This is a genomic window from Pseudomonas gessardii (assembly GCF_001983165.1).
Classification (GTDB): domain Bacteria; phylum Pseudomonadota; class Gammaproteobacteria; order Pseudomonadales; family Pseudomonadaceae; genus Aquipseudomonas; species Aquipseudomonas gessardii.
Genome location: NZ_MNPU01000061.1, coordinates 1 through 15,090, shown reverse-complemented (window position 1 = coordinate 15,090; position 15,090 = coordinate 1). Strand labels below are relative to the sequence as shown.

At 56.8% G+C, this 15,090-nt stretch carries 17 protein-coding genes and 1 tRNA gene; 15 read left to right on the top strand and 3 right to left on the bottom strand.

All coding sequences use genetic code 11. The annotated features are described in order from the left end of the window. Positions 1 to 20 precede the first annotated feature (20 nt). Genes rbsK through BLL38_RS26735 form a run of 3 tightly spaced genes read left to right on the top strand, consistent with a single transcriptional unit; the run spans position 21 to position 2,390 of the window. Positions 21 to 938, top strand: a complete 918-nt coding sequence (gene rbsK, locus BLL38_RS26745; RefSeq protein WP_076964970.1) for a ribokinase — start codon at positions 21 to 23, stop codon at positions 936 to 938. Continuing rightward, the gene (gene rbsD / locus BLL38_RS26740; RefSeq protein WP_076964969.1) at positions 935 to 1,333 is read left to right on the top strand and encodes a D-ribose pyranase; all 399 of its coding nucleotides are present in this window, start codon (positions 935 to 937) and stop codon (positions 1,331 to 1,333) included. Before rbsK ends, rbsD begins: the two co-directional genes overlap by 4 nt. 28 nt (positions 1,334 to 1,361) lie before the next feature. After that, positions 1,362 to 2,390 carry a nucleoside hydrolase gene (locus tag BLL38_RS26735; protein ID WP_076964968.1) on the top strand — a complete coding sequence of 343 codons (1,029 nt, stop codon included), beginning with the start codon at positions 1,362 to 1,364 and terminating at the stop codon, positions 2,388 to 2,390. A gap of 33 nt (positions 2,391 to 2,423) precedes the next feature. Here BLL38_RS26735 and BLL38_RS26730 read toward each other — a convergent pair whose 3' ends face one another. Then, entirely contained in the window at positions 2,424 to 2,636 is a 213-nt protein-coding gene (locus BLL38_RS26730; RefSeq protein ID WP_076964967.1) for a hypothetical protein, read from the bottom strand. Positions 2,637 to 2,771: 135 nt separating this feature from the next. On the opposite strand from BLL38_RS26730, the gene BLL38_RS26725 reads away from it, so the two are divergent. Together BLL38_RS26725 and BLL38_RS26720 are read left to right on the top strand one after the other, a co-directional pair. After that, positions 2,772 to 3,077, top strand: coding sequence for a hypothetical protein (locus BLL38_RS26725; RefSeq protein ID WP_076964966.1), 306 nt, complete (start codon positions 2,772 to 2,774; stop codon positions 3,075 to 3,077). A 148-nt stretch (positions 3,078 to 3,225) separates the two neighbouring features. Then, positions 3,226 to 3,546: an I78 family peptidase inhibitor gene (locus BLL38_RS26720; protein ID WP_076964965.1), complete on the top strand. Its 321-nt coding sequence runs from the start codon at positions 3,226 to 3,228 to the stop codon at positions 3,544 to 3,546. 72 nt (positions 3,547 to 3,618) lie between these two features. On the opposite strand, the gene BLL38_RS26715 is transcribed toward BLL38_RS26720, so the two are convergent. Both BLL38_RS26715 and BLL38_RS26710 read right to left on the bottom strand, forming a co-directional pair. Further along, positions 3,619 to 3,831 (bottom strand): cold-shock protein, encoded by a 213-nt coding sequence (locus BLL38_RS26715; RefSeq protein ID WP_003179963.1) that lies wholly within the window; start codon positions 3,829 to 3,831, stop codon positions 3,619 to 3,621. A 289-nt stretch (positions 3,832 to 4,120) separates the two neighbouring features. Beyond that, positions 4,121 to 4,432 carry a hypothetical protein gene (locus tag BLL38_RS26710; protein ID WP_076964964.1) on the bottom strand — a complete coding sequence of 104 codons (312 nt, stop codon included), beginning with the start codon at positions 4,430 to 4,432 and terminating at the stop codon, positions 4,121 to 4,123. Between the two features lie 349 nt (positions 4,433 to 4,781). Here BLL38_RS26710 and thrS point away from each other — a divergent pair, with 349 nt between their 5' ends. The 10 genes from thrS (at position 4,782) to BLL38_RS26660 (ending at position 15,054) form a co-directional block, all read left to right on the top strand. Then, the gene (gene thrS, locus BLL38_RS26705; RefSeq protein WP_076964963.1) at positions 4,782 to 6,704 is read left to right on the top strand and encodes a threonine--tRNA ligase; all 1,923 of its coding nucleotides are present in this window, start codon (positions 4,782 to 4,784) and stop codon (positions 6,702 to 6,704) included. Continuing rightward, a complete protein-coding gene (infC, locus tag BLL38_RS26700; protein ID WP_169851780.1) occupies positions 6,704 to 7,255 on the top strand; it encodes a translation initiation factor IF-3 in 552 nt (183 codons plus the stop codon). Before thrS ends, infC begins: the two co-directional genes overlap by 1 nt. A gap of 60 nt (positions 7,256 to 7,315) precedes the next feature. Then, positions 7,316 to 7,510, top strand: coding sequence for a 50S ribosomal protein L35 (rpmI, locus tag BLL38_RS26695; protein WP_002553160.1), 195 nt, complete (start codon positions 7,316 to 7,318; stop codon positions 7,508 to 7,510). A 29-nt stretch (positions 7,511 to 7,539) separates the two neighbouring features. Next, positions 7,540 to 7,896, top strand: coding sequence for a 50S ribosomal protein L20 (gene rplT / locus BLL38_RS26690; protein WP_003174975.1), 357 nt, complete (start codon positions 7,540 to 7,542; stop codon positions 7,894 to 7,896). Between the two features lie 109 nt (positions 7,897 to 8,005). Continuing rightward, the gene (pheS, locus tag BLL38_RS26685; RefSeq protein ID WP_003203624.1) at positions 8,006 to 9,022 is read left to right on the top strand and encodes a phenylalanine--tRNA ligase subunit alpha; all 1,017 of its coding nucleotides are present in this window, start codon (positions 8,006 to 8,008) and stop codon (positions 9,020 to 9,022) included. Positions 9,023 to 9,048: 26 nt separating this feature from the next. Continuing rightward, positions 9,049 to 11,427: a phenylalanine--tRNA ligase subunit beta gene (pheT, locus tag BLL38_RS26680; protein WP_076964962.1), complete on the top strand. Its 2,379-nt coding sequence runs from the start codon at positions 9,049 to 9,051 to the stop codon at positions 11,425 to 11,427. A 3-nt stretch (positions 11,428 to 11,430) separates the two neighbouring features. After that, positions 11,431 to 11,733: an integration host factor subunit alpha gene (ihfA, locus tag BLL38_RS26675; protein ID WP_002553164.1), complete on the top strand. Its 303-nt coding sequence runs from the start codon at positions 11,431 to 11,433 to the stop codon at positions 11,731 to 11,733. After that, positions 11,714 to 12,070, top strand: coding sequence for a MerR family transcriptional regulator (locus BLL38_RS26670; RefSeq protein ID WP_003174972.1), 357 nt, complete (start codon positions 11,714 to 11,716; stop codon positions 12,068 to 12,070). Before ihfA ends, BLL38_RS26670 begins: the two co-directional genes overlap by 20 nt. 90 nt (positions 12,071 to 12,160) lie before the next feature. Beyond that, a tRNA-Pro gene (locus tag BLL38_RS26665) sits at positions 12,161 to 12,237 on the top strand. Between the two features lie 516 nt (positions 12,238 to 12,753). Further along, the gene (locus BLL38_RS26660) at positions 12,754 to 15,054 is read left to right on the top strand and encodes a nucleoside 2-deoxyribosyltransferase (protein ID WP_242627641.1); all 2,301 of its coding nucleotides are present in this window, start codon (positions 12,754 to 12,756) and stop codon (positions 15,052 to 15,054) included. Positions 15,055 to 15,090 lie beyond the last annotated feature (36 nt).

Below are 15,090 nucleotides of genomic sequence, written 5' to 3'. Positions count from 1 at the left end.
GAATTGATGAGTATTGATGTATGCCAGCAACAGTAGTGGTAGTAGGCAGCCTGAACATGGACCTGGTGACCCGGGCCAGCCGGCTGCCCCGTGCCGGTGAGACCCTGGTCGGCCAGTCGTTTGCCACTGTCCCGGGCGGCAAGGGCGCCAACCAGGCGGTCGCGGCGGCGCGTCTCGGTGCTGAGGTGGCAATGATCGGCTGCGTGGGCAGCGATGCCTATGGCGCGCAGTTGCGCGATGCGTTGGTGGTTGAAGGTATTGACTGCCAGGCCGTCAGTGAGGTGCAGGGCTCCAGTGGCGTCGCGCTGATTGTGGTCGATGACAGCAGCCAGAATGCGATCGTGATTGTGGCTGGCAGTAATGGCCAACTGACACCTGCCTCGCTGCTGGCGTTCGATGCGGTGCTGCAGGCGGCCAGGGTGATTGTCTGCCAGTTAGAAGTGCCCATGGACACCGTGGGCTATGCCCTCAAGCGCGGTCGCGAATTGGGCAAGACGGTGATCCTCAACCCGGCGCCGGCCAGCGGCCCATTGCCGGCAGACTGGTACGCCGCCATCGATTACCTGATCCCCAACGAAAGCGAAGCGTCGGCCTTGAGCGGCGTACCGGTGGATTCCCTGGACGCGGCGAGGGTCGCGGCCACTCATCTGCTAAAAGCCGGGGCGGGCAAGGTGATCGTGACTCTTGGCTCGCAGGGCGCGCTGCTCGCCGATGGCCGGGGTTTCGAGCATCTGCTGGCGCCCAAGGTCCAGGCCGTGGATACCACGGCGGCGGGCGACACTTTTGTCGGCGGCTTTGCGGCAGCGCTGGCCAACGGCCAGAGCGAGGCCGAGGCCATCCGTTTTGGCCAGGTTGCGGCGGCCCTGTCGGTCACCCGTGCCGGGGCGCAACCCTCTATTCCTACGTTGCACGACGTTCAAGGCTTTGTTCACCCATGAAAAAGACGCCCCTGCTCAATATTGCCCTGTCGCGACTGATCGCCTCCCTGGGGCATGGCGACATCCTGGTGATCGGCGATGCCGGCCTGCCGGTGCCGCCGGGTGTGGAATTGATCGATCTGGCGCTGACCCAGGGCATCCCCGATTTCATCAGCACCCTGCGCGTGGTGCTCAGCGAGATGCAGGTTGAAAGCCACGTATTGGCCGAGGAAATCCTGCTCCGGCAGCCGCCGGCCCTGGCTGGTCTCAACGCGCTGGATGGCGAGTTGGGTGAGCGCCATCTGCTCAGTCATGAAGCGTTCAAATCGCTCAGCCACAAGGCGCGCGCGGTGGTGCGTACTGGCGAGTGCCAGCCCTACTGCAATATCGCGCTGGTGTCTGGCGTGACTTTCTAGTTTTTCCCACAGTGACAAGGAGTGCGTCATGCAACGTAGAACCCCAACCTTGCGACATCTGTTTCGGAGTGTGCTGCTTTTGTCCGTGCTAACTGCTGCAAGCGCCCAGGCGGCGGAAAAAATCGACCTGATCATTGATACCGATCCGGGCGCTGATGACGTAGTGGCGTTGCTGTTTGCGATGGCGTCGCCGCAGGAGCTGGACATTCGGGCATTGACCACCGTGGCCGGCAACGTGCGGCTGGACAAGACCTCGCGTAATGCGCGCCTGGCCCGTGAGTGGGCAGGGCGCGAAGAGATCCCCGTGTATGCCGGCGCGCCGCAGCCGTTGCTGCGCACGCCGATCTATGCCGAGAACATCCATGGCAAGGAAGGCATTTCCGGTGTCACCGTGCACGAGCCGAAAAAAGGCCTGGCCGAAGGCAATGCGGTCGACTACCTGATCAAGACCTTGAGCACCGCCAAGCCCCATAGCATCACCATTGCCATGCTCGGCCCACAGACCAACCTGGCGCTGGCGCTGACCCAGGCGCCACATATCACCCAGGGCATCAAGGAAGTGGTGGTCATGGGCGGCGCGCACTTCAATGGCGGCAATATTACGCCGGTGGCCGAGTTCAACCTGTTTGCTGATCCGGTGGCGGCTGAAATCGTGCTTAAAAGTGGCGTCAAGCTGACCTACCTGCCGCTGGATGTGACCCACAAGATCCTCACCAGCGAAGCGCGCCTGCAGAAAATCGCTGACCTGAAGAACAATGCCAGCAAAGTGGTCGGCGATATTCTCAACGAATACGTCAAGGGCGATATGGAGCACTACGGTATGTCGGGTGGCCCGGTGCACGATGCCACTGTGATCGCTTACCTGCTCAAGCCTGAGCTGTTTACCGGGCGCCAGGCCAATATGGTGGTCGATAGCCGTGAAGGCCCGACCTTCGGCCAGACCATCGTCGATTGGTACGATGGCCTCAAGCACGACAAGAATGTGTTCTGGGTGGAAAACGGCAATGCCCAGGGCTTTTTCGACCTGCTCACCGAGCGCCTTGCGCGCCTGAAGTAAGCCACTTGTCGGTCGGCGCTCGCTGGCCGGCGTCTATTCGCGCAGGGGGTCTTCGACCCCCATGTGCTCGGCCGGGTATTTCTCGAATACCTGGCTGATAAAGGCTTGCGCGGCCTGGGTGCCCAGCTCCTTGACCAGCAGGTCTATGCCGATGATTGCCAACTCTTCCGGGCTGCCAGGGCTGTAGGAACTTTGCCCTTGGGGCCACTTGGCCTTGATATCGGCATTGATGGTAACGATGGTCATCGGGTTCTCGCGGCTCGCATAGGCTGGACTGGCCTGCAGAGTTAACCATTTTGCGCTGCGTTTGGCACGGCTACTTAGGCATGAGGGGAGCGCTGTGCGACACTGGTGCTCTGTTTAACTGCCAGGACAAGCCGCGTGCACATCGATTTGACCAACCCCAAGAACCTCACATTGGCAGCCGTTCGCCAAATGATTGCCAGTGCCAGTGACGATCAGCACACCCAGCTACGGGTTACCAAGGCCGGTATCGCCTATATTTCTTCCTGCGTGGTAGGAGGCATGCAGGTTGATGGGTTGCTGTTTCGCCTGGAGACCTGGGCGGCAGGGTCGGGCTATGTGGGCAAGGTGGCGGCCAGTGATGAGGTATGGGTGATGCAGATTTTCAATGCGCTGAAGCAGAACTGGCCGAAGCCGTCGTTTGACTACATCGATATCTACTGACACTTATTCATATCTGGTGACGATTGATTCATCGGGCCATGGTGTTGAGTCAGGCAGACTTGCCTACGGCCAATTGTGACAATTCTGAAACCAATTGGCCAAATCACGGTCGCACGATCTCTGTCCATTTTTTATCAAAGGAGGCTTCATGCCTTGGAAGCTCGCATCATTCGGTACTTTGTTGGCAGCAGCTGTCCTGGCGGGTTGCAGCACTTCGGGTACCTCTGAGCCAGCCAAAGACACGGCCGTGGCTGAGCCTGTTCATACGCGCTGCGAAGCGAAGGCTGCGCAGTTCGCAATCGGCCAGAAGGCCTCGCCACAACTGCTGGAACAGGCCCGTACCCGCGCAGGCGCGCAGAATGCACGTATTCTCAAGCCCAACGATATGGTCACCCTCGAATACCGCTCTGATCGCTTGAACCTCAACACCGATGACAACCTGGTGATTACCCGCATCAATTGCGGTTGATAGCGCAACGCTTTTGCCTGAGCCATAAAAAACCCCGTCACATGGACGGGGTTTTTTAGATCGGCGCAGAAATTACTCTGGGCGAACCTGTGCAGCTTGCATACCCTTTTGGCCTTTCTCAGCCACGAAGGAAACGGTTTGGCCTTCTTTCAGGCTTTTGAAACCGTCGCTTTCGATAGCTTTGAAGTGTACGAACAGGTCGTCACCGCCACCTTGAGGAGTGATGAAGCCGAAGCCTTTTTCATCGTTGAACCATTTAACGGTGCCGGTTTGGCGATTAGACATGGTGTATCTCCAAGAAACATATATTTTCAGTAGTGCTGTGCTGCTCAGGCCAACTGGGCACACCGGGGTATCATAGTCGAAATGTTCGACTTGGGAGCCCCCCCAAGGCACTGTTTGCTAACCAATCGCGTTGCCTGCAGTGCCGTGGTTGGCTGTAAGCCCCGGTTTACGGGGCTTTAGCGTGAAATGTCGACTGGTAAAAAAAGCCGTAAAAGCAATGTAAATTGTGAGAAATGGCGATTTTCAGGCCGTTTTCAGGGCCAATTGGCCGTCTGATTGGCTGTCTGGCTTACTTTTTCTTCACGACTTTGCAGGACGAAATAGCCGCCACTGCTTTGTTTTTAAGCTCCGGGCTGGCGTTCTTGTTGGTCATCAGTTCTTTGATTTCCGCAGTGCTCAATTCCGCGTTGATCTTGTCCGCGCCGCATTCGCAATGGGCTTTGGCGGTTTTGACATCAACGTTCTGGCTGGCGGCGGCGCTGCAGTCCTGGACGAAGCCATCCCGGGCACCGGCAGGCCAGTTGGAGGGGGCGGCGGCTTGTGCGCCAATCGAGAACAGGGCCAGGGAAGCGGCAAGGGCGAAGATCGAGGTGCTGCGCATGGTTAGATGCTCCTTGAGTCGAGATGACGGACGGCGATTTTCAGTGTGTTTGAGGCCTGGCGTACAGCCCAAGTTCACTTTTGCCTGTAAAAGCCTGGAGTTTGCCTTTGCGCGGCCGTGGGGCGGCACCCTGACCGTTCATCTGTGCTAGCATCAGCGACCTGGCTTTTTTCTGGCCAGGCTCTTTTGTTTAACTCCAGTCACTCTGGTTCGATTATCGGTTGGCCGAAAGGCTCCTGCCGCTGTAAGGCAGGCGTTCAGCAATGAGCGGCCTGGTGTTGGATCTTGTACTGGCTCATCCCAACCCACGTGACCTTTGGTAGGGGTCACCACTAGGAGAGGAGGCGCCATGCCAACTATTACTCTTCCCGACGGCAGTCAACGTTCATTCGATCATCCGGTTTCCGTAGCCGAGGTCGCCGCATCCATTGGTGCAGGCCTGGCCAAGGCCACCGTGGCCGGCAAGGTCGACGGCAAGCTGGTTGACGCCAGCGACCTGATCACCAGCGACGCCACCTTGCAAATCATCACGCCCAAGGATCAAGAGGGGCTGGAGATCATTCGCCACTCTTGCGCACACCTGATTGGCCATGCGGTCAAGCAGCTGTACCCCACCGCGAAGATGGTGATCGGCCCGGTCATCGACGAAGGCTTCTATTACGATATCGCCTACGAGCGTCCTTTTACGCCGGACGACATGGCGGCCATCGAAGCGCGCATGCATGCGCTGATCGAGAAAGACTACGACGTCATCAAGAAAGTCACGCCGCGCGCCGAAGTGATCGACGTGTTCACCGCCCGTGGCGAGGACTACAAGCTGCGTCTGGTGGAAGACATGCCGGACGAACAGGCCATGGGCCTGTATTACCACGAAGAATATGTCGACATGTGCCGTGGCCCGCACGTGCCGAACACGCGCTTCCTCAAGTCGTTCAAGCTGACCAAGCTGTCCGGCGCCTACTGGCGCGGCGATGCGAAAAACGAGCAACTGCAACGGGTCTACGGTACCGCCTGGGCTGACAAGAAGCAGCTGGCGGCCTACATCCAGCGTATCGAAGAAGCCGAGAAGCGCGACCACCGCAAGATCGGCAAGCGCCTGAACCTGTTCCACCTCCAGGAAGAAGCGCCGGGCATGGTGTTCTGGCACCCGAACGGCTGGACCCTGTACCAGGTGCTTGAGCAGTACATGCGCAAGGTGCAACGTGAAAACGGCTACCTGGAGATCAAGACGCCGCAGGTGGTTGACCGCAGCCTGTGGGAGAAATCCGGGCACTGGGCCAACTACGCCGACAATATGTTCACCACCGAGTCGGAAAGCCGCGACTACGCTATCAAGCCGATGAACTGCCCGTGCCACGTGCAAGTGTTCAATCAGGGCTTGAAAAGCTACCGCGAGCTGCCGATGCGCCTGGCCGAGTTCGGTGCCTGCCACCGTAACGAGCCATCGGGTGCGCTGCACGGCATTATGCGTGTGCGCGGCTTCACCCAGGACGACGCCCACATCTTCTGCACCGAAGAGCAGATGCAGGCCGAATCCGCTGCGTTCATCAAGCTGACCATGGACGTCTATCGCGATTTCGGCTTTACCGAGGTCGAGATGAAGCTGTCCACTCGTCCGGAAAAACGCGTTGGCTCCGACGAGCTGTGGGATCGCGCCGAAGCTGCACTGGCCGCAGCGCTAGATAGCGCGGGCCTTGCGTACGATCTGCAACCGGGTGAGGGGGCCTTCTACGGTCCTAAAATCGAATTTTCGCTGAAAGATTGCCTTGGCCGTGTCTGGCAATGTGGTACCTTGCAGCTCGATTTTAACCTGCCGATCCGTCTGGGAGCCGAATACGTCTCCGAAGACAACAGCCGTAAACACCCGGTTATGTTGCACCGGGCGATCCTCGGCTCGTTCGAGCGGTTCGTCGGGATCCTGATCGAGCACTACGAGGGCGCGTTCCCTGCGTGGCTGGCTCCGACCCAGGCAGTGATCATGAATATCACTGATAAACAGGCCGATTTTGCCGCTGAAGTTGAAAAAACACTCAACGAAAGCGGATTTCGTGCCAAGTCCGACTTGAGAAATGAAAAGATCGGCTTTAAAATCCGCGAGCATACTTTGCTCAAGGTTCCCTATCTTTTGGTTATCGGAGATCGGGAAGTCGAGATGCAGACTGTCGCTGTGCGTACTCGCGAAGGTGCTGACCTGGGCTCGATGCCCGTCGCCCAGTTCGCTGAGTTCCTCGCGCAAGCGGTTTCCCGGCGTGGTCGCCCAGATTCGGAGTAATTATTATTAAGCGTGAAATGAGACAAGATAAACGAGCTGCACCGAAAGCCCCGATCAACGAGAATATCTCGGCACGCGAGGTTCGGTTAATTGGGGCTGAGGGTGAGCAGCTTGGGATTGTGTCAATTGAAGACGCGCTTCTTAAGGCTGAAGAAGCCAAGCTCGATTTGGTGGAAATTTCCGCCGATGCTGTACCGCCTGTCTGCAAGCTGATGGATTACGGCAAATCGATCTTCGAGAAGAAGAAGCAGATTGCCGCAGCCAAGAAAAACCAGAAGCAGATCCAGGTTAAAGAAATCAAGTTTCGTCCAGGGACGGAGGAAGGGGATTACCAGGTAAAACTGCGCAACCTGGTACGTTTCCTGAGTGATGGGGACAGGGCCAAGGTATCCTTGCGATTCCGCGGCCGTGAGATGGCCCACCAGGAGCTGGGTATGGAACTCCTCAAGCGGGTTGAAGCTGACCTGCTGGAGTACGGTTCCGTCGAACAGCATCCTAAGATGGAAGGACGCCAGCTGATCATGGTCATCGCCCCGAAAAAGAAGAAGTAATCAATAGGGCACGGCAGGCCTTCTGATTATGTTTATCAACTGAATGCGGAGTATCCGAACATGCCAAAGATGAAGACTAAAAGTGGTGCTGCTAAGCGGTTTCTGAAAACTGCTAACGGTATCAAGCACAAGCACGCTTTCAAGAGCCACATCCTGACCAAAATGTCGACCAAGCGTAAGCGTCAACTGCGCGGTAGCAGCTTGCTGCATCCGTCTGACGTGGCAAAAGTCGAGCGCATGCTGCGCCTTCGTTAATTTTGGATCAAGAATAGAGGAAGTAACTCATGGCTCGTGTAAAGCGTGGCGTCATTGCCCGTAAGCGTCACAAAAAAATTCTGAAACTCGCTAAAGGCTACTACGGCGCGCGTTCACGCGTATTCCGTGTTGCCAAGCAAGCGGTAATCAAGGCAGGCCAATACGCCTACCGTGACCGTCGTCAGAAAAAACGTCAGTTCCGCGCTCTGTGGATCGCTCGTATCAATGCTGGTGCACGTGTTAACGGTCTGTCCTACAGCCGTTTCATCGCTGGCCTGAAAAAAGCGTCCATCGAAATCGACCGTAAGGTTCTGGCTGAACTGGCCGTGAACGAAAAAGCGGTGTTTGCTGCGATTGTCGAGAAAGCTAAAGCCACCTTGGCTTAAGTACCCCCGACAGTCACCCTGGGTTACTCCTGTAGCCCAAGGTGGTAAACGTCATAAATAGGGGAAGAGCCTTCAAGCTCTTCCCCTATTTTGTATCTGGAGTCTGTACATGGAAAACCTGGACGCGCTGGTCGCTCAAGCTCTTGAGGCTGTGCAAAGCGCTGAAGATATCAATGCCCTGGAGCAAATCCGGGTTCACTACCTTGGCAAGAAAGGTGAATTGACTCAGGTGATGAAGACCCTGGGCAATCTGCCAGCAGAAGAGCGCCCGCAAGTCGGCGCGCTGATCAACGTTGCCAAGGAGCGTGTCACAGAGGTTCTCAATGCGCGCAAGGCGTTGTTCGAGGAGGCCGATCTTGCGGCCAAGCTCGCCGCCGAGTCCATTGACGTGACCCTGCCTGGCCGCGGCCAGACCTCAGGCGGCCTGCATCCGGTTACCCGGACTCTGGAACGTATCGAGCAGTTCTTCACCCATATCGGCTACGGCATTGCCGAAGGCCCTGAGGTCGAAGACGACTATCACAACTTCGAGGCGCTCAACATCCCAGGCCATCACCCGGCCCGGTCGATGCACGACACCTTCTATTTCAATGCGAACATGCTGTTGCGCACCCATACCTCGCCGGTACAGGTCCGTACCATGGAATCGCAGCAGCCGCCGATCCGCATCGTCTGCCCAGGCCGTGTGTACCGTAGCGACTCCGATATCACCCACTCGCCGATGTTCCACCAGGTCGAAGGCCTGCTGGTGGATCGCGACATCAATTTCGCCGACCTCAAAGGCACCATCGAAGAATTCCTGCGGGTGTTCTTTGAAAAAGAGCTGGCGGTACGTTTCCGTCCGTCCTACTTCCCGTTCACCGAGCCATCCGCCGAAGTCGATATGGAATGCGTGATGTGCAGCGGTAAAGGCTGCCGTGTCTGCAAACAGACCGGCTGGCTGGAAGTCATGGGTTGCGGCATGGTTCACCCCAACGTGCTGCGCATGTCCGGGATCGACCCGGAAGAGTTCTCGGGCTTTGCCTTCGGCATGGGCGTTGAGCGTCTGGCCATGCTGCGTTACGGCGTGAACGACTTGCGCCTGTTCTTCGACAACGACTTGCGGTTCCTCGCGCAATTTCGCTAGTCGTAACGAACCTTTAGGAGAGCAGGATGAAATTCAGTGAACAATGGCTGCGTGGCTGGGTAAGCCCGCAGGTAAATCGCGATGAGCTGGTTGCTCGTCTGTCGATGGCCGGTCTTGAGGTCGATAGCGTTACGCCGGCCGCCGGTGTTTTCAGTGGCGTGGTAGTGGGCGAGGTGCTGAGCACCGAGCAGCACCCCGACGCCGACAAACTGCGTGTCTGCCAGGTCAGCAATGGCGCGCAAACCTTCCAGGTAGTGTGCGGAGCGCCAAACGTGCGCCCGGGCCTGAAGATCCCGTTCGCCATGATCGGTGCCGAGCTGCCCGGTGATTTCAAGATCAAGAAAGCCAAGCTGCGTGGCGTTGAGTCCAACGGCATGCTGTGCTCCCAGGCGGAGTTGCAGGTTGGCGAAGGTAATGATGGTTTGATGGAACTGCCGGCTGACGCGCCCGTGGGCCAGGACATCCGTGTCTACCTGGACCTGGAAGACGCCAGCATCGAAGTCGACTTGACCCCGAACCGTGGCGACTGCCTGTCCCTGGCCGGCCTGGCCCGTGAAGTCGGCGCACTGTACGACGTGCCTGTCACGCGTCCGGTGGTTGCGGCCGTTGCGGCAGTCCACGACGAAGTGCGTTCCATCGAAGTGCTGGCGCCAAACGCGTGCCCGCGCTACCTGGGCCGTGTCATCCGCAATGTCGACCTGTCCCGGCCAACCCCGCTGTGGATGGTCGAGCGCCTGCGGCGTGCCGATGTGCGCAGCATCGATGCCGCCGTCGACATCACCAACTACGTGATGCTGGAGCTGGGTCAACCGCTGCACGCTTTCGATCTGGCCGAGATCAACGGCGGGATCCGCGTGCGCATGGCCGAGGAAGGCGAAAAACTGGTCTTGCTCGATGGCCAGGAAGTGACCCTGCGCAGCGATACCCTGGTGATCGCTGACCACTCCCGGGCCCTGGCCATTGCCGGTGTGATGGGCGGTGAGCACAGTGGTGTCTCGGCGACCACTCGCGACCTATTCCTTGAAAGTGCGTTCTTCGACCAGATCGCTGTGGCGGGCAAGGCTCGTTCCTACGGCCTGCACACCGATGCCTCGCACCGCTACGAGCGTGGCGTGGACTGGCAACTGGCCCGTGAAGCCATGGAGCGCGCCACTGGCCTGCTGCTGGAAATCACCGGCGGTGAAGCCGGCCCGATCACCGAGACCGTCAGCGAGCAGCACCTGCCGTCGATTGCGCCGGTGACGCTGCGCGCCCAGCGCGTCGAGCAAATGCTCGGCCTGGTGATTGAAGAAGCGCAAATCGTCCGCCTGCTGACTGGCCTTGGCCTGGGCATCAGTGCTGATGGGGCAGGGCAGTGGCGCGTAGCAGTGCCAAGCCATCGCTTCGATATCAGCCTTGAAGTCGACCTGATCGAAGAACTGGCCCGCCTGTACGGCTACAACCGCCTGCCGGTTCGTTACCCGCAAGCGCGCCTGGCCCCGCAACCCAAGGCCGAAGCCCGTGCGCACCTGCCAGAGCTGCGTCGCCTGCTGGTCGCACGCGGTTACCAGGAAGCGGTGACCTACAGCTTCATCGATCCCAAGCAGTTTGAACTGTTCAGCCCGGGTGTCGAGCCGCTGTTGCTGGCCAACCCGATCTCCAACGACATGGCGGCCATGCGTTCGTCCCTGTGGCCAGGCCTGGTGAAAGCACTTTCCCACAACCTGAACCGTCAGCAGGACCGCGTGCGCATGTTTGAAAGCGGCCTGCGCTTTGTCGGGCAACTGGACGGCCTGAAGCAAGAGCCGATGCTGGCCGGCGTCGTCTGCGGCAGCCGCCTGCCGGAAGGCTGGGCACAGGGTCGCGATCCCGTGGACTTCTTCGACGTCAAGGCTGACGTGGAAGCGGTGCTGGGCTTTGCTGGCGCGCTGGATGCTTTCGCGTTTGTTCCTGGCAGTCACCCGGCATTGCATCCAGGCCAGACTGCGCGCATCGAGCGTGAAGGTCGGCTGGTCGGTTTCGTCGGTGCCATCCACCCGGAATTGTCGAAAACCCTCGGTCTTGACCGTCCGGTCTTCGTCTTCGAGCTGGTATTGGCTGAAGTTGCCGCGGGCAAGATGCCTAAGTTCAGCGAACTGTCGCGTTTCCCGGAAGTGCGTCGTGACCTGGCCCTGGTGGCCGATCGTGATGTGGCGGCCAGCGCCGTGCTGCAAGTAATCCGAGAAAATGCAGGCGAATGGCTGACGGACCTCAGGCTATTTGACGTCTATCAGGGTAAAGGCATTGATCCGCATAGAAAAAGCCTTGCAGTTGGCTTGACCTGGCAGCATCCATCGCGCACTCTTAATGACGATGAGGTGAATACCACGACGCAAAATATCCTCACCTCGCTCGAACAAAGGTTGAACGCCACGTTAAGGAAGTGACGTATGGGGGCTTTGACGAAAGCTGAGATGGCGGAACGTCTGTACGAAGAGTTGGGTCTGAACAAGCGTGAGGCCAAGGAATTGGTCGAGCTGTTTTTTGAAGAAATCAGGCACGCTCTGGAAGACAACGAACAGGTCAAATTGTCCGGTTTCGGCAATTTTGACCTGCGGGACAAACGCCAGCGGCCTGGCCGCAATCCAAAAACGGGAGAAGAAATCCCGATCACGGCTCGCCGTGTGGTCACCTTTCGTCCAGGGCAGAAGTTGAAGGCCCGAGTTGAGGCTTATGCTGGAACCAAGTCATAACGACGAGCTACCCGTCATCCCAGGCAAACGCTACTTCACCATTGGTGAAGTCAGCGAGCTGTGTGCGGTAAAACCGCACGTACTGCGCTATTGGGAGCAGGAGTTTCCTCAACTCAACCCCGTCAAACGCACCGGGAACCGTCGGTATTATCAGCGCCAGGATGTGCTGATGATCCGACAGATCCGTGCGTTGCTGTACGACCAGGGGTTCACCATCAGCGGCGCACGCCAGCGTATGTCCGGTGATGAGGCCAAAGACGACACCACCCAATACAAACAACTGATCCGCCAGATGATCTCGGAACTGGAAGATGTACTGGTGGTTTTGAAAAAGTGAAACAAGCCTTTAAAATACTTCCACATTTCAAATGCTTGCGGTATATTCTTGATCGCTTCGTTACGAAGCGAACCCAGTTTCACGCCTAGTCGGGGCGTAGCGCAGTCCGGTAGCGCACTAGCATGGGGTGCTAGGGGTCGAGTGTTCGAATCACTCCGTCCCGACCATATTTTTCAATGACTTAGCCCAATCTTCACAGGTTGGGCTTTTTCATGTCTGAAAAAATACTCCCACATTTACTCCCACGGATATTCTAGATCTAGGTAGCTTTGGTATCTCAAGGGCTGTGAGCTAGCGACAGCTTTGGCATAAGCAGCAACGTGGGCGTTAGTTGAAATCAGGAACTTCGGGTCCTTTTTCGGTGCGCCCAGCATGGGCGCAATCTTGTGGGAGAAGATCCCGCCGTAATGCAAAGCCAAGCAGCAGGCGAAAGATGTGATTCATCTCTGTCGTGGAGACGCAAAGCAAGCGGCCGAGATCTATAGCCCAAGAGAGGTGGTCGCTGAACCTATGACTGCCTGGAAGCCAGGCTACGTGTACGATCCGGGGGCCTTCGACACCAACTAGTGGTCTTGATCCTAGCTCTAGCATGTGATGGGCATACTGATAGCCATTTACCATCGGCATGGTGGTCGTTATCCTGAAGACACGAGAACAACCGGTTGTTATTTCAGGGAAAGGATATGAAGGACGTCATTGGCTTTTTTGCTTACGCGTCAACGCCTGCCGAGATAGGGCAAACCATTGAGAGTGCTGTTGCTACCAGCTCAAGAACCAATACGAAAACGGTTGTGTCTACCTGGAGGGCCTTGGACATCGTCGGTCACTTCATCTCTGACGAAGTGCTGGCAAGTATTGATGCAGCCGATTTCCTGGTTGCTGACATCAGTGAGCTAAATTTCAACGTCACGTATGAAATTGGCTACGCCCTTGGTAAATCAAAGCGCGTTCTGCTTGTCAAAAACAAAAGCCTCCAGTCGCAGGGGTTGAAAATTTCCGATGTCGGTATTTTTGACACCCTTGGGTTTCAGGAATACCAGAACTCGCCTGAGCTGAGCGGTTTCTTGAACAACGCGTCAGCCTGGAAATCGATTGACGTGTCTGCTGCGCTCAATCTCAAGGCACCGGTTTATTTGTTGGATACACCGCACAAAACCGACTGGTCGACCCGCATCATCTCGAGAATCAAAAAGGGCGGCTTCATCTTCCGTAACTTTGATCCAAACGAAACTCCCAGGCTTTCGGCCTATGACGCGATCAATCAGGTCGCACAATCCTATGGAGTTGTGGTTCCGTTGCTATCTACTGGGGCGACAGGAGCGGCCATCCACAACATGCGAGCCGCCTTCATTGCTGGTTTGGCCGATGGCATGGGCAAGGCGATGTGCATTCTTCAGTCAGGCGATGAGCCGGTCCCAGTGGATTATCGAGACTTTGTCCAGGTTACCTACCATCCGAATGATGTTAACCGCGCCATTGAGGTGTTTGCGTCCGATGTGACCCAAGCGTTTCAGCAGCTTGAGGCTTCTGGCGCGAAACCCGAGCGGTCATTTATCAAAAAACTCAACCTCGGCGCGACATCTGCCGAGAACGAAATGCGGGATCTCGAACGTTATTATCTGGAGACCGATCAGTTTCTGAAATCGTTGCGTGGCGAGGCGCATTTGGTCGTCGGTCGTAAGGGTTCTGGAAAATCAGCCATCTTTCTTCAAATCAGGGATGCCGAGCGCGACAAAAACCGTAACAAGAATATCGTTTTGGATTTGAAGCCAGACGGCTACAAACTCATCAAATTCAAAGAACGCATCCTTCAGTTTCTTTCCGAAGGCACCTACCAGCACACAATCACGGCGTTTTGGGAGTACGTGCTACTGCTGGAAATTTGCTACAAGATTTTGGAAAAAGACAAACAGCGTCACATCCATGATCATAGGCTGTATGAAGGCTATCGCGAGCTCGCCGAGCTGTATCGGGGAGAAGATTACGATTCAGAAGGCGATTTTTCTGAGCGCATGTCGATGCTCATGGAGAAAATCTACTCCGAATACCAATCCAAGTACGGTTCAACCAAAAGCGTCAATCTGAGCTCATTCGAAGTGACCGAACTCCTGTACAAGCATGACGTAAAGCAACTCAAACAAAAGCTGGGACGTTACCTTGAGAACAAGCAGGTGCTATGGCTTCTCTTCGACAATATTGATAATGGCTGGCCAACGTCCGGACTGAAGCATGAAGACCTGCTTATGGTCAGAGCTTTGATCGACGCTACGCGAAAAATTGAACGTCAGTTCAGCAGCGACAACATCAAGGTGCGCTCGGTAGTGTTCCTACGCAACGACGTCTACGAGCTGCTGGTCAAGGAGACGTCTGACCGCGGCAAGGAAGCCAGTGTGGTGCTGGATTGGACGGATTCTGACTTGTTACGCGAGCTCGTTCGTTTGCGAATCGTGTCCAACGGTCTTGAAGAAGACCTGGACTTCAAGTCGGCCTGGCTGCGGCTTTTTGTAAGCCATTACAAGGGCGAGGAAACGTCTCAGTTTCTGATAGAGCGTTCCTTGATGAGACCACGCTTTCTCTTGAATCTGATCAATCATTGCAAGAGCTTTGCCATCAACCTCAACCACGAGATTATCGAAGGCAGCGACATTGAGAAAGGCATCGCGGCCTATTCAGCGGATCTGCTGCGCGATATTGGCTACGAGCTTCAGGACGTGTCCGATGAGACTGAAGGCCTTCTCTACGCTTTCGTCGCATCATCCGCCGACCTTTCTGAGCAGCAGGTGATGGATACTCTCCTTAAGTCTGGGCTTGATCAGCAGAAGGCGAGTCGCGCGGTAGATCTGCTGCTTTGGTATGGATTCCTGGGCATTCGAATCAACTCGGACGATCCTAAGGAATCTCCGAACAAGCCTTCAGTTATGCGAGAATCCCCGCAACACCTGATCCGAGCCGCCCATGAGCCAGATGAGCTTTTCCGACTTTGAGTACGCCGGCAAGCGCAAGCAAACCCGCCGAGAGCG